Origin of the sequence: Pseudonocardia sp., assembly GCF_050250275.1 — a bacterium.
In the GTDB taxonomy this organism is placed as follows: domain Bacteria; phylum Actinomycetota; class Actinomycetes; order Mycobacteriales; family Pseudonocardiaceae; genus Pseudonocardia.
The window spans coordinates 1-14,114 of sequence record NZ_JBFWOY010000030.1 but is presented as its reverse complement, the minus strand read 5'-3'; the positions used below and the strand labels follow the sequence as shown (position 1 = coordinate 14,114).

Genomic DNA, 14,114 nt, shown 5'->3' with positions numbered 1-14,114 from the left:
CGAACGGTCGGGTGACGGCGCCGGGGCGACGGTCAGGCGGCGGCCTCGACCCCGGTCGGGGTGAGCTCCCGGTCACGGCCCGCGAGCCAGCCGCACAGGCCCTGCGGGATGTAGAGGGCGAGCAGGACGAGGATCGGCACGGTCCAGCCGTGGGTGAGGTCGTGCAGGACGCCGACGGCGAACGGCCCGGCCGCCGCGAGCATGTAGCCGACGCACTGCGACATGCCCGACAGCTGTGCCGCGTGGGCGGCGTCGGGGCTGCGCAGGCTCACGTAGGTCAGTGCCAGCGCCAGTGCGGCGCCGAAGCTGATCCCGGTGACGACCGACGCGACGATCTCGAAGCCCGGCACCAGGACCAGTGCGATCCCGGCTGCACCGACGAGCGTCACGATCAGCGACAGTCCGCGCTGGTCGCGGCTGCGGGTCGCGATGACGGGTGCGCTGAAGCTGCCGAGGAGGCCGACGACGCTCACGGCCGACACCAGCGCACCCGCTGCGGTCGGCGACCAGCCGCGGTCGACGAAGATCGCCGCGAACCAGGCCGACGCCGCGTAGAAGCCGAGCGACTGCAGGCCCATGTAGATCGTGACCTGCCACGCGAGCGCCTGCCGGGCCAGTCCGCGTACGCGGGTGCCGGGCACGGCCGGGCGGGCCACCCGGCGCAGCTGCGGCAGCCAGACCAGGACGCCCAGTACCGCCCAGAGCGTCCACGCCCCGAGCGCGAGGCGCCAGCCGAGCCCGGCCGCGTCGGCCAGCGGGACGGTCACGGCTGCACCGAGGGCGCCGCCGAAGGACAGCGCCGCGGAGTACACGGCGGTCATCAGCCCGGTGCGATGGGCGAAGTCGCGCTTGATGAGGGCGGGCAGCAGCACGTTGCCGGACGCGATCGCGGTGCCGATGACCACCGTGCCCGCGTAGAGGGCCCACACCGTGGGGACGATGCGGATCAGGCAGCCGGCCACGAGCAGGACCAGCACCGCCAGCAACGCCCGCTCGATACCGATCCGCCGCGCCATCCGCGGCGCGATCGGGGCGAGCATGCCGAAGCACAGCACCGGCAGCGCGGTGAGGATGCCGCCCGCGGTGGCCGACAGGGCCTGGTCGGTGCGGATCTCGGTGAGCAGCGGCCCGACGCCCACGACGGCCGGGCGCAGGTTGAGAGCGACGAGCACGATCGCCGCGGTCGTCCAGCCGGTGACGCCCATCCCGGGGCGGCGCGGCGCCCGGTCCGGGGCCGCACCGACGCCCGCGCCGGTCTCGGCGGCGGTCACGGTCTGCGCCCGACGACGGCGCGGGCGGCGTCGAGGTAGGTGTCGGCGGCGGCGACGGCGGCGCCCGGGTCGCCCGCGACGATGGCCGCGGCCAGTTCGTCGTGGCCCGGGAAGTCGGCGCGGTCGTCGTAGAGCCTGTCGATCTCGGCGACGGACCGTTCGACGGCCTCGGTCAGCCCGTCGTAGAGGTCGGCGAGCACCGGGTTGCCGGTGGCGGCGACGACCGCGCGGTGGAACGCGAGGTCGGCGGCGACGAACGCGTCGGGATCGCCGACGTCGCACGCGGCGCGGCGGTCGCGGGCGGCCCCGGCGACCCGCTCGGCGTCGGCGGCGGTGCGGTTGCGGGCGGCCGTGTCGGCGGCGATGCGTTCGAGGCCGGCGCGCACGTCGAGGACGTGGAGCAGGTCGGTCTGGCGGGCCCGGCGGTAGACGGCGGCGCCGAGGGCGCTGGTGGCGCGCACGTAGGTGCCGTCGCCGCGGCGGGGTTCGAGGAGCCCGGCGTGCTCGAGGGCGCGGACGGCCTCGCGCACGGTGTTGCGGCCGACGCCGAGGGCGGCGGTGAGCTCGGGCTCGGTGGGGATGCGGGTGTTCAGCGGCCAGGTCCCGTCGAGGATGCGCTGCTCGAGCTGGGCGATCACCGCGTCACACGCCCGACCGGTCCGGACCGTGGTCAGCCCCGCGTCCAGAGTCATGCCGATGAACCTAACATCCCATGTTTACCGGTCCGGGCCGTTCGTGACGCAGGTCCCCGCCCGTCACCGGTACGCGGCGGCCTGCAGCTCGTACAGCTCCGCGTACCGGCCGCCCGCGGCGACGAGCTGCTCGTGCGTGCCCCGCTCGCGGACCCGGCCGTCCTCCAGCACGACCACCAGATCGGCCATCCGCACCGTCGAGAACCGGTGCGAGACCAGCACCGTGACCGCGCCCGTCAGCTCCGCGCCGCGCCGGGCCGCGCTCGCGTACCGCTCGAACAGGGCGTGCTCGGTGGGGGCGTCGAGGTTCGCCGTCGGCTCGTCCAGGACGACGAGCAGCGGGTCGTCACGCATCATCGCCCGCCCGAGCGCGAGCTTCTGCCACTGCCCGCCCGAGAGCCCGTGCCCGCCCGTCCAGCTGGTTCCGACGACGGTGTCCAGCCCGTCCGGCAGCGTGTCCGCGACGGTGGTCGCGCCCGCCCGGTCGAGCGCGCCCGTGACCGCGGCGGTGTCGTCGAGCCGCGGCAGGTCACCGACGCCGACCGTCTCCCGGACGGGCAGGTGCAGCCGCGCGAAGTCCTGGAACGCCGCGGTCGACCGGGCCCGCCACGCGGCGGGGTCGATGCCGCGCAACGGCGTCCCGTCGACCTCGACGCTGCCGGAGTCGGGCGTGTACATCCCGAGCAGCAGCTTGACCAGCGTCGTCTTGCCCGCACCGTTCTCGCCGACGATCGCCACGGTCGACCCCGCAGGCAGCGTCAGGTCGAGCCCGTCGAGCACGGGCGCCTCGGCACCGGGATAGGTGAACGACACGTCGCGCAGCCGGATCCCCTCGCGCAGCTCCCCGGGGGCCGGGGCGTCGCCGCGGGCCGCGGCGTCGGCGGCAGCATGGTCCTCCAGCCAGAACATCCGGTCCGCGATGGTCAGGGTGTTCAGCAGCGCCCCGGAACGGACGGCGGCCGTCGCGAGCTGGGCACGGGAGCGGCGGATCAGCGTCACCGCCATCAGCAGCGCGCCGGGGGACAGGACGCCGTGGGTGGTCTCGACCACGGCGAACGCGATCGCCGCCATCAGCCCCACGGCGTAGATCGTCCAGCCGGTGCCCTGGACCGCGAGCACCTTGAGCGCCTCGCCGCCGGTGCGCCTGTCGACGGCCGCCGAGAGCCGGGCGTGCTCAGCGGCGACGTGGTCGGCCAGCCCGTAGGAGCGCAGCTCGGCCGCGGACCCGGTCGTGGTCGCCAGCGAGAACAGCAGCGCGGCGCGGCGCTGGTCGTGCGCCACCGCGTCCTCGTTGCCGCGAATGATCTTCTTGGCCCAGCGGTCGGCCAGCAACGGCGGGACCGCCGCCACCGGGAGCAGCAGCAGCCACGGCGACACCGAGGCCAGCAGCACGAGCAGCGCCACGATCCGCGCCACCGACGCGATACTGCCCATCAGCTGGCGCGGCGCCCCCGCGAGCAGCCGCCGCCGCGCACTGATCTGCTCGATCTCCGACAGGTACTCGGGCCGTTCCAGGTGCCCGACCCCTGCCGTGCCGCTGACCAGACGCACCAGCCGCGCGGTGTGGAAGATGCTGACCCGGTCGGTCAGCGCCATCGCCTCCGTCGCCCCGATCGCCTGCAGCACCCACGACAACGCGATCAGCCCGCCGACGAACACCGCGCCCCACACCAGCTCGCCGGTGTCGCCGGCCAGCGCGCCGTCGAGCAGGATGCGGAACCCCAGCGGGTAGCACGTGGCCGCGACCCCGCCGATGACCAGCAGCGCGGTCACCGCCGTCATCAGGCCGGGTGCGGCGCGGAACCCGTCGAACACCATGAGCCGCAACAGCCGGACCGCACGACGGGGGACGGGATCGCCGGGCGCGGGGAGAGCCCTCACCTGGCGGGCCGCTCGCGGAACCGGGCGGCCTGCACCTCGTACATCCGCGCGTACGTGCCGCCCCGGGCGACCAGCTCGTCGTGGGTGCCGCGCTCGGAGATCCGGCCGCCGTCGAGGACGCAGATCGTGTCGGCCCGGCGGACCGTCGAGAAGCGGTGGGAGATGACGACGGTCGTCAGCCCGGCCGTGATGTCGAGGAACCGGGCGTAGAACTCGGCCTCCCCGCGCACGTCCAGGGCCGCGGTCGGCTCGTCGAGGACCAGCACCCGGGCGCCGTGACGCGTCGCGAACAACGCCCTGGCCAGCGCGAGCCGCTGCCACTGCCCGCCCGAGAGACCGACGCCGCCGGGCAGCTCCGGGGTCAGGACCGTGTCCCAGCCCTCGGGCAGGGTGTCGACGACCGCGCCGAACCCCGCCTGCACCGCCGCGGCGTGCACCCCCGCGACGTCGTCGCGGTGCTCCCACGCGCCGTAGGCGACGTTGTCGAAGGCCGACACCGGGTACTGGACCGGCTCCTGCGACACCACCGCCACCTGGCGCTGCCAGCGGGCCGGGTCGAGCTCGCGGGCGTCGGTGCCGTCGACGAGCACCCGGCCGCGGACGGGGTCGCGCAGCCGCGAGAGCAGCCCGACCAGCGTCGTCTTCCCCGCGCCGTTCACGCCGACCACCGCCGTCGACGTCCCCGCCACCAGCCGCAGGTCGACGCCGGCGAGGACGTCGTCGGACCGGCCGGGGTAGCGGAACACCACGTCGTCGAACCGGATCTCCGACCGCGGCAGCCCGGCGGGGTCGCGCGCCCCGCCCTGCGGCGCGGCCTCGCGGCCGAGCTCGCGTTCGAGGCCCTCGACGTCGGGCAGCCCCGACATCGTCCAGGCCACGGTCATGTCGTCGAACGTCACCGAGCCCGCCGACATCGTGACCGCGAGCATCGGCAGCAGTGTCGCGATCACGGCGAGGTCGATCCCGCGCTCGTGGGCATCGGCACCGATCACCAGCAGCGCTCCGACCAGGCCCGCGGCGACCACGACCAGGCAGCCCAGCGCCCGCCGGTGCAGCCGCCGCATCCCGCCCAGCGCCGAGTCGATCGCCGTGGAGTACTCGCCGACGTAGCGGTCGGCGACGAACCCGTCGAGTCCGAACACGCGGATCTCCTTGGCCGCCTGCGCCCGGGTGCCGAGCGCGGCGAAGTACCCGGCGCGGCGCATCGCCGTCGTCTGCCCCCGGTGCTCGGTGGCCAGCACGATCACCTGCCGCAGCATCAACCGGCGCACCACCACCCACATGACCAGCAACGCGAGCCCGAGCCACCACTCGTAGACGGCGACCACGCCGCACGCCAGCCACCCCGACGCCTGCGTCGCCACCGAACCCGCCCAGGTCACGGGCGCGTCGCCGGGGAACATGCCGGTGAGCCGGCCCTCCGCGCGGGCCAGCCGGTCGAGCACGTCACCGTCCTCGAGATGACCGACCCCGACCGGCTGCGACACCGCGCGCAGCAGCCTGCCCTGCAGCGCCCCGGTGATGCGGGTGCGCACGGCGATGCCGATCGCGCTGCCGACGGGGTCGAGCACCAGCGAGAACGCGTACAACGCCGCGGCGACCACCAGCGCCACGACCAGCCGCTGCCCCTCGGGCGAGCCCAGCCCCTGCTGCGCGGCCGCCGGGACCCCGCCGACCACCACCCCGAGAGCGACGACGACGGCCGCCGGTGCCACCGCCGTCGCGACCGCCCACACCCCCGTCGCCCACGCCAACGGCCGGCTCGTCGCCGCCAGCAGCCGCAGCACCTCGCGGCCCGACGCCCGCCGCCCGGGGTCGGCGTTGTGGCTGCCGACGACCGTGCGCGTTCCCCCCAACGTCGTCACACGACGAAGGCTAGGACGGCGCACCGTCGACAGCGACCCGGTCGGGGGCGCACGAACGGGAGGCTCAGGACACCGTCGACCCGCCGTCGATCACCCGGGCCACCCCGCCGACGGGCGCCGCGGCGGCGTCGGCCCGATCCCGCCGCCGCCCGTCACGGCGGCCACCCTGCGCAGGCCCACCCTGCGGGCCCACGGTCAGTCCTCGGTCCCGTCGAAGTACAGCCACACCCCGTCCTCGCGGACGAACCGGCTGTGCTCGTGCAGCACCCCCGGCCGCCCGCGACGGGTGTAGTGCGCGCTGAACTCGACGATCCCCTGGGTGTTGAACAGGACGCCCCCGCTGCGCGTGTGGACCTCCAGCCGCGTCCACACCTGGTCCGGTTCGAGCGTCAGCCGCCGCGGCCGGGTCCGCGGATGCCACGTGCGGCGCAGGTAGCCGACGTCGCCCACCGCGAACGCGGAGTACCGCGAGCGCATCAACAGCTCCGCGGTCGACGGAGCGGCCGCACCGGCATGGAACCGGCCGCAACAGTCGTCGTAGGGCTCCGGCAGGCCGCACGGACACGTCCGCCCCGCATCCCGACCCGGCGACGTCGACGATCCACTCACCCGATCATCGTGGCAGGTCCCGGGCGGCCACGAACAGTCCCGCCGCACCGCCGGACGAGCTGCTCCGCGCCGGTCCGCAGACGGGTCAGCTCCGCGACCAGCTCGTCGGAACCCTCGACCAGCTCCGCCTCGGCATCGAGCCGGACCAGGCTCAGCGCGAGCCACTCCAGGTTGTCCGCACCCGCCTCGAGCACGCAGCTGCCGTCCGCGTCCACCGTCAGCTCACCCATCCACCGCGGCACCCGTTCGCGCAGTTCCTCGACCGTCCCGCGCAACCGCAGCACCGCCGTGAACGGCTGCGGCCGCGACCGCAGCGCCGCGTTGACGAAGCTCGCCGCGTCCTCGGCCGGAAGCTCCCGCGGCGGGACGCGGACCCCGTTGGCGAACGGGCGGGTCACCCGGTCGGCGCGGAAGGTCCGCCAGCCGCCGCGGTCGACGTCCCACGCCACGAAGTACCAGCGCCGGTACCGCGACACCAGCCGGTGCGGCTCCACCAGCCGGGAGGTCTCCGACCCGTCGTTGGCGGTGTAGTGGAAGCGCAGCTGCTCCGACCCCCGGCAGGCCTGCGCAATCGTCAGCAGGACGTCGGGGTCGACCACCTCGCTGTAGCCCGACACCGTCTCCGTCGCCACCGCGAGCGCTTCGACCCTGCGGCGCAACCGGGTCGGCAGCACCTGCTGCAGCTTGGCCAGTGCCCGCACCGACGTCTCCTCGATGCCCGACACCGCCCCGTTCGCCGCCGTGCGCAGCCCCACCGCGATCGCGACGGCCTCCTCGTCGTCGAGCAGCAGCGGCGGGATCTGCGTCCCCGCCGCCAGCTGGTAGCCGCCGTAGGTGCCCCGGCTCGTCTCCACGGGATAGCCCAGCTCCCGCAGGCGTTCCACGTCGCGGCGCAGCGTCCGCGGGCTGACCTCCAACCGGTTGGAGAGCTCGTCGCCCGACCAGTGCCGGTAGGTCTGCAGCAGGGAGAGCAGCCGCAGGATGCGGGCCGTCGGGTCCATGGCTGCGAGCCTGCCAGACCTTGTGGCCGGATCCTGGCCGCAACGGGCGGCGGCCCCCTGCGCGACCGCTGTCGCGGTCGGCGCGGCGCGCGGTCAACGAGGCGTGGGAGCCCCGTGCTCCGCGGGGTCGGCAGCTGCGCCCAGGTCGACCGCCAGCCCCACGACCGCCTGGTCGATCCGCCGCAGGTAGCGCACGGCGGCGAGCAGCTCCCCACGACGACGCGGGTCGGGGCAACGGGCCGCGTGGGCCTCGGCGGCGTCGACGAGAACCTCGGCCGAGGCGATCTCCGTGGGCGGCTCCACGGTGTCGATCCGGGGGATGCTCCCGGTGACACTGCTCGCGGCGGGCGCCGCACCCACCGCGGCACCGCGCCCGTGCGGAATGCCCGCGAGCAGATGGTCACGCAGGCCGTCGAGGTTCGCCCGGACCCGGTCGGCGGCCGGGCGCAACGTCGGCTCCCAGTCCGGGTCCACGACGGAGTCCGACGTCCTCGCGAGATCACGCACGTAGTGGTCCACCGCCGTCAGCACCCGCAGCGCGCGCTCGTAGCCGGAGCGGCCCCGCCGGCGCGCCAACGGGTTCCCCAGCGGCTTCACCCGCGCCCGCAACGTCGCCAGCGACTCGTCGAGATCCCGGGCCAGCTCGACCGGAGTCGTCGACGGCTCGTGCCCGGTGAGCCGGTCGACGGCGGCGGCGAGCGCGGCGTCGGAGGCGTCGACGGCTGCGTCGAGGGCCTCCCCGAACGCCTCCCGGGTGCGTTTCGGCAGCACCAGGTAGCCCGCGAGCATGCCCATCGCCGCACCGACGGCCGTCTCCTCGATCCGCACCAGCAGCGTCTCCGCCGAGAACTGCCCGATCAACCCGTAGAGCAGGGCGAGGACCGTCGTGATCCAGAACGCCATGAGCGCCTGCGAGATCCGCACCAGGTAGAGCGCGAGGAACACGCACGCGAAGAGCAGGACGAGCGCGACCAGCCGCTGCTCGCCGACGAGCGCGGCGAGCCCCATCCCGGCGATCACCCCGCCGATCGTGCCGACGACGCGCTGCGCTCCGCGGTTGAGGACGTCGCCCCGGCTCGCCGTCCCGGCGAACACGATGAACGCCGCGATGACCGCCCAGTACCAGCGCGACGGCGAGATCAGCTCACCACCCACGATCGCGAGGCTGGTGGCCACGAGCACCTGCACGGCCTGCCGCGTCGTCAGCTCGAGCTCGCCGTCGGCGCCGTCCTCGACCTCCGCGGAGTCCGCCGCCGGTGCACCCCCGTCCGCCGCCGCGGTGGCCGCGGCCGCCCGGGACTCCCTCGCCTGACCGAGCGCCTCGGCGAGGCGCGTGATCGCGAACGCCACGCGCTGCTCCCGCTCCGAGGCCCCGTCGGTGTCGGCCGCCAGCGTCTCGACGCTGCGCCGCGCCCCGCCGAGCAGCGCGGAGACCCGGTCGGGCGGGGTGGGGGTCGCCGTCGCCCGGCTCAGCCCCCGCACACCCGCGGCGAGCGTGCGCAGCACGAGCCGGTCCGGCGGTGGGTCCTGCTGGACCAGCCGGCGCGTCGCGATCGCCAGCCGCTCCGTCGCCAGCTCGGTGTCGACGACACGCAACGGAAGATCACCGGGGGAAGGGGAGTCCCGGTCGAGATGTTCGAGCTGGTCGACGACCTGCAGGGCCGTGTCGTTGAGCCGCACCCGGGCGCGGCGCACCGCCGCCAGGTCCGACTCGCCCACCCCCGGCCCCCCGGCCAGCACCTCGCCGACCGCCTCCACCACCGCGTGCACCCGCGCCCGGAACGCCCGCACCAGGCGTTCCAGCACCCGCTCGGGCCGCTCCGCGAACAGCCACCCGCGCAGCAGCAACGTCGACCCGATCCCGACGACCGCGGCCAGCAGCAGCCACGGCAGCTCCGCGACGCTCGCCTGCAGGAACTGCGTGAAGAAGTACGGCATGAACGCGCCCATGCCGAGGGCGAAACCCCGCGGCCCGAACCGGCGCACCCACACCGCACCACCCATCACCAGGACGAACACGACGTCGGCGAGTACCGGCGTCGGCGCCAGCAGCGTCCCCGCCGTGATGGCGGCCGCGGCGGGCAGCAGCATCAGCGCCGTGGTCAGCCGGCGCGCCGGGAGGTCGGGCTCGTTCACCGACAGGTTGGCGACCATCGCGACGACCGCCGCGAACAGCAGCACCGTGACCGGCTGGCCGGTCACCGCGCGGACCACGGCCATCACCAGGGCGGCCAGCACCATCGCGGCCGTCGCCGTCGCCGCCATCCGCAACCTGCCCAGACCCGGGTCGACACCGGTCAGGGTGGTCCGCACCTCCGAGCGGAGCTCCCGCAACCTCGCCCCCGACGGCACGCCCAGAAGCTTCGCACGCGACGGGACCACCGACCGCCACGGCCCGCGCAGCCCTGCCCGGACCGCGCAGCTCCCCGCGCCCCGGTGGGCATAGGCTGCGGCGCCATGGCACGGTACTTCGACGTCCACCCCGTCGACCCGCAACGACGTGCGATCGGGCAGATCGTCGACCTGGTCCGCGACGACGGGCTGATCGCCTACCCCACCGACTCGCTGTTCGCGCTCGGCTGCCGCCTCGGCAACGCCGAGGGGATCGCCCGCATCCGCGAGATCCGCCACCTGGACGACAAGCACCACTTCACGCTGGTGTGCCGCGACTTCGCGCAGCTCGGGATGTTCGTCACGGTGTCCAACAGCCTGTTCCGGACGCTCAAGGCCGCGACCCCGGGCAGCTACACGTTCATCCTGCCCGCCACCCGCGAGGTCCCGCGCCGGCTGCTGCACCCCAAGAAGAAGACGGTCGGCGTCCGCATCCCGGAGCACACCGTCGTCCGCGCGCTCCTCGACGAACTGGGCGAGCCGCTGCTCAGCTCGTCGCTGCTGCTCCCCGACGAGCCCGAGCCGCTCACCCAGGGCTGGGAGATCAAGGAACGCCTCGACAACCAGGTCGACGCCGTCGTCGACTCGGGGGAGTGCGGCACCGAGCCGACGACCGTCATCGACTTCTCCGGTCCCGAGCCGGAGATCGTCCGCCGCGGAGCGGGCGACACCTCACTGTTCGAGTAGCGACGCGCCGAACAGCGCGAGGGCGCCGTCGCGGAAGTCGTCGGTCAACCGCATCGACGGCTCGCAGAACATCCGCTGGGTCATCAGGACCGCGACCCCGCCGGTGGCCGGGTCGGTGAACCAGCAGGTGCCGAACCCGCCGTCCCAGCCGTAGCGGCCCGCCGGGTCCACGGCCACGCCGAGACCCCAGCCACGGTCACCCAGCAGCGGCGACCCGTGCTGCGCGGCGGTCAGCCGGTCGGCTCCCATACGGGCGACCGTCGTCGGCGCGAGCAGGTCACCCGCGGCGAGGGCCGTCGCGAACCGGGCGTAGTCGCCCGCCGTCGAGAGCAGCCCGCAGCTGCCCGCCGGGAACGCGGGTGGCCGGGTCCACTGCCCGCCGTCGTCGAAGCGCACCGGCCCGCCGGCCGGGCCGTCGGCATAGCAGACCGCGAGCCGGCCGGCGTCGGCCCCGGCGACGTGGAACGCGGTGTCGCGCATGCCCAGCGGCCGGAAGACGAGGTGCTCCAGCACGTCGGGCAGCGGCGCGCCCGCCGCCCGGGCGACGAGGACGCCGAGGACGTCGGCCGGGGTGTCGTAGAGCCAGCGCGCTCCCGGCTGCGCCAGCAGCGGCAGGGTGCCGAGGCGGCGCAGCCACTCGTCGGCCGACCACGGCGACGCGGGCACCGGTGGGCCGATCGCCAGCCCCAGCTCGGCGGCGGCGGCGAAGTACGGGCCGGCGGGGAAACCGACATCGAGATCGAAGCCGACCCCGGCCCGGTAGCTGAGCAGGTCCTCGACGGTGATCGGCCGCGCCGCGGGGACGGTGTCGTCGAGAGCGCCGGCCGGGTCGGTGAGGACCCGCCGGTCGGCGAGCTCGGGAAGCAGGTCGTCGACGGCCTCGTCGAGCTGCAGCGTGCCCTCCTCGACGAGCATCAGCGCGGCCACCGCCACCACCGGCTTGGTCATCGACGTGATCCGGAACAGCGTGTCCGCGCCCATCGGACGGCGGCCGGGCTCCCCCTCGAACGCGGTGCTCCCGATCGCCTCCACCTCGACCCGCCCGTCCCGGGCGAGGGCGATGACCAGGCCGGGCGCGACACCCTCGGCGACGTACGCGGCCATGCGGGTGTGCAGGGCGGCCGGTGTGGTGGCCGGTGTGGTCATGGGTCCTCCTCGTGCGGGGCGTCACCCCTACGACGCCGCCGGGCCCCGCGACTCATCGGTGCGCCGCGGATCCGTCGGCAACAGCACGCCGACGGCGACACCGGCGCGGCGACACAGGCGCGGTGGCACGTCCGGCCGCCACCGGCGGTGACCGTCACGCTCGGCGGTCGGCCCCGGCCCGCCCTGCCCCGCCCGCCCGGCCCGGGTGGGCGTCGGCAGCAGGTGGGTGGTCGAGGAGGCCGTTCTCGTCGCCGACCGGTCGTCGCGGCGGACCGCGGCTGGTGGATCTCCTCGTGCTGCCGTTGGCAAGAACCCCGTCGGCGTGTCGCCGCGCGGATCCTTGATTTCGCGTCGCTGCCCCGTCCTGCATTGCGCGGCGGGGTAGCCTTCATCGTTCACGACGCCGGATCGCAGCTCCCCCGTCGGCACCAGCGTCCCGGTTCCCACGTGGGCCGGGGCGGGGCGGCGATCGCAAGCCGTTCGGAGGGAACGCGAGGTGCGAGACTCAGGGCAGGGTGAGCCGCTGGGCGGTTCGACCGATCTCTGGGGGGACGTGGCGGCCCGGCCCGGTCAGGGCCACGGGACCGGCGCGTGGCCGAGCCGACCGGCCGACCACGCCGACGCCCCCGCAGACGCACACGAGCACTCCGGTGGGTGGGAGCCGCAGAGCCCCACCGGGTCGGAGCCGTTCCCGCAGACCAGGACGTACAGCGACGCCGGGTCGTTCGCCGACCCCTACGCCGGCCACGCCCCACGGCCCACGCCCCCCACCGGGTACCCGTACCCGCCGCAGGGCCCGTCGTCCTCGGGCGCCTGGGGTGGCTGGAACAGCGAGTCGTCCGGCGGCTGGGCCGCGGCGGGGGAGCCCCCGTCCGCGCCGATGCCCGTCGTGCCCCCGGGCGCCGCGGTCGACGTGGTGCTGCTCGGCGTCATCCGCCGGCTGCGGGCCCAGGCCGCGCGCCAGGCCGCCCTCGCCGAGCGCCTCCGCGCCAACGAGAACCGCCCCGGCCCGCTGGCCGACCTCGCCGAGCTCGCCGCCGTCGCCCGACGCACCCGCCGCGACAGCGACACCGTCCTCACCCTCGCCGGGGCCGAACCCGTCCGCCGCGCAGGCGGGCCCGTCCCGCTCGCCGACCTCGTCGACGAGGTGCTGTCCGGGGTGGAGGACGCCCCGCGGGTCGTCGTCTCCCCGCTCGCCGCGGCACTCGTCGCCCCCGCCCCCGCCGACGGCCTCGGCGCCGTCCTCGCCGAGCTGCTCGCCCACACCGGGGCCACCACCGCGCCCGGCGCCCGGATCGACCTCGTCAGCCACTGGACCCACGACGGTGGACTGGCCGTCGAGGTCCTCGTCGCCGGGGTCGCCCTGCGCGGTGAGGACGTCGACGAGCTGCAGTACCGGCTCGACGACCCCGCCCCCGAGGGCATGATCGCGGCCGACCGGATCGGCCTGTTCGCTGCGGCGCGGCTGGCCCGCCGGGTCGGGCTGCGCGTCGGGGTCCGGATCGACGCGGCGCACCCCCCGGCACCGGGGCTCGCGCTCGTCGCCGCCGTCCAGTGCCCGCCCGACGTGCTGGTCGCTCCCGGCGAGCAGCCCGACGCCTTCGGCACCGGGGCCTTCGGTGCCGTGCCGCCGTCACCGGCCTCCGGGTCCTTCGCGCCCGTTGCAGCGTCCGGGCCCGGAGCCGACGAGCCCGCCGGGGAGATCGTCTTCGACGAGGCGCCGAGCGGCGCGTTCCCCGAGTCGCCGACCACCACCGTCGGTGCGGGACAACGGTTCAACGAGTCCGACACGCGGTCGATCGCCGCCTACGGTGCGTTCGGCGCGCGCAACGGCACCGGGTCCGGCCCTGCACCGGGCGATGCGGAGGTGCCCCCGATCCGGATCGAGGAGACGCCCCTGTTCGCCGCAGCCAGTGCAGCCGTCGCCACGCCGACCGAGGGTGACGCCGCCCTGTTCGGGCCACTCGACCCGCGATCGCTGTCCGCCGACGCGTGGAGCCCGATCTACGAGGAGATGGCGTCGGCCTGGTTCCGTACCGACGCCGACACCGGTGCCCACCGCTCCGCCACCGACTGGGGCGACGACGGGGGCTGGGGCGCCGCCGCCCGGCTCGCCACCGAGTCCGAGGAGCTCCCCACGACCGCCAGCGGCCTCCCGCAGCGCCGCCCCGGCCGGCAGGTGGTGCCGCCGCCGCGCAACGAGACTCTCGACGGCGGTGTCGGTGTGGGCGCCCGCGTCGAGCGGGTGCCCGACCGCGTGCGCAGCCGGCTGAGCAGCTACCAGCGCGGCCTGCAGGAGGGCCGGCATCGCGCGGGCGGCGAGGACGACACCGAGGACTGACCCGTCCCCGTTCCGGCGAGCGCGGTGAGGTCTCGACCGGCGTGCGCGTGCCGCGTGGCTGCGGCGGTCGCCGGTCGGGCATGGTGCGTGCACGTCCCGGTTCCGGGGGGTGTCTCTATGGGGTTGTCAAGCGGCTGCGGCCACTGGTGGCAGCGTCGGGACGCTCGGTGGTGCGTAGGGGCGCCGGTCGCGGAGCATGGCGTAGATGACGTCGGTGCGGCGGCGAGCGA

The 14,114-nt window shown here is 75.4% G+C and carries 10 protein-coding genes; 2 read left to right on the top strand and 8 right to left on the bottom strand.

Translation table 11 applies throughout. The features are described 5' to 3' along the window. Nucleotides 1-32 precede the first annotated feature (32 nt). The 7 genes from AB7F12_RS23900 to AB7F12_RS23870 all read right to left on the bottom strand — a co-directional run bounded on the left by AB7F12_RS23900 (nucleotide 33) and on the right by AB7F12_RS23870 (nucleotide 9,632). Nucleotides 33-1,271, bottom strand: coding sequence for a CynX/NimT family MFS transporter (locus AB7F12_RS23900; protein ID WP_428501091.1), 1,239 nt, complete (start codon nucleotides 1,269-1,271; stop codon nucleotides 33-35). Next, nucleotides 1,268-1,963: a FadR/GntR family transcriptional regulator gene (locus tag AB7F12_RS23895; RefSeq protein WP_428501092.1), complete on the bottom strand. Its 696-nt coding sequence runs from the start codon at nucleotides 1,961-1,963 to the stop codon at nucleotides 1,268-1,270. The genes AB7F12_RS23900 and AB7F12_RS23895 overlap by 4 nt, the downstream gene beginning before the upstream one ends. A gap of 63 nt (nucleotides 1,964-2,026) precedes the next feature. Beyond that, nucleotides 2,027-3,844: an ABC transporter ATP-binding protein gene (locus AB7F12_RS23890; RefSeq protein WP_428516866.1), complete on the bottom strand. Its 1,818-nt coding sequence runs from the start codon at nucleotides 3,842-3,844 to the stop codon at nucleotides 2,027-2,029. Further along, on the bottom strand, nucleotides 3,841-5,709 hold the full coding sequence (locus AB7F12_RS23885; RefSeq protein WP_428502206.1) for an ABC transporter ATP-binding protein: 1,869 nt from the start codon (nucleotides 5,707-5,709) through the stop codon (nucleotides 3,841-3,843). The genes AB7F12_RS23890 and AB7F12_RS23885 overlap by 4 nt, the downstream gene beginning before the upstream one ends. A 195-nt stretch (nucleotides 5,710-5,904) precedes the next feature. Continuing rightward, complete coding sequence (locus AB7F12_RS23880; protein WP_428502204.1) at nucleotides 5,905-6,318, bottom strand: YchJ family protein; 414 nt, start codon at nucleotides 6,316-6,318, stop codon at nucleotides 5,905-5,907. Beyond that, nucleotides 6,315-7,319 (bottom strand): helix-turn-helix transcriptional regulator, encoded by a 1,005-nt coding sequence (locus AB7F12_RS23875; protein ID WP_428502203.1) that lies wholly within the window; start codon nucleotides 7,317-7,319, stop codon nucleotides 6,315-6,317. Before AB7F12_RS23875 ends, AB7F12_RS23880 begins: the two co-directional genes overlap by 4 nt. 93 nt (nucleotides 7,320-7,412) lie before the next feature. After that, nucleotides 7,413-9,632 (bottom strand): FUSC family protein, encoded by a 2,220-nt coding sequence (locus tag AB7F12_RS23870; RefSeq protein WP_428502202.1) that lies wholly within the window; start codon nucleotides 9,630-9,632, stop codon nucleotides 7,413-7,415. Nucleotides 9,633-9,776: 144 nt separating this feature from the next. Between AB7F12_RS23870 and AB7F12_RS23865 the strand changes: the two genes are divergently transcribed. Further along, nucleotides 9,777-10,397, top strand: a complete 621-nt coding sequence (locus tag AB7F12_RS23865; RefSeq protein ID WP_428502201.1) for an L-threonylcarbamoyladenylate synthase — start codon at nucleotides 9,777-9,779, stop codon at nucleotides 10,395-10,397. Here AB7F12_RS23865 and AB7F12_RS23860 read toward each other — a convergent pair. Further along, entirely contained in the window at nucleotides 10,383-11,543 is a 1,161-nt protein-coding gene (locus AB7F12_RS23860) for a serine hydrolase domain-containing protein (protein ID WP_428502199.1), read from the bottom strand. The two genes, AB7F12_RS23865 and AB7F12_RS23860, sit on opposite strands and share 15 nt — an antisense overlap. Before the next feature lie 496 nt (nucleotides 11,544-12,039). Between AB7F12_RS23860 and AB7F12_RS23855 the strand changes: the two genes are divergently transcribed. Further along, complete coding sequence (locus AB7F12_RS23855; RefSeq protein WP_428502198.1) at nucleotides 12,040-13,884, top strand: hypothetical protein; 1,845 nt, start codon at nucleotides 12,040-12,042, stop codon at nucleotides 13,882-13,884. Nucleotides 13,885-14,114 lie beyond the last annotated feature (230 nt).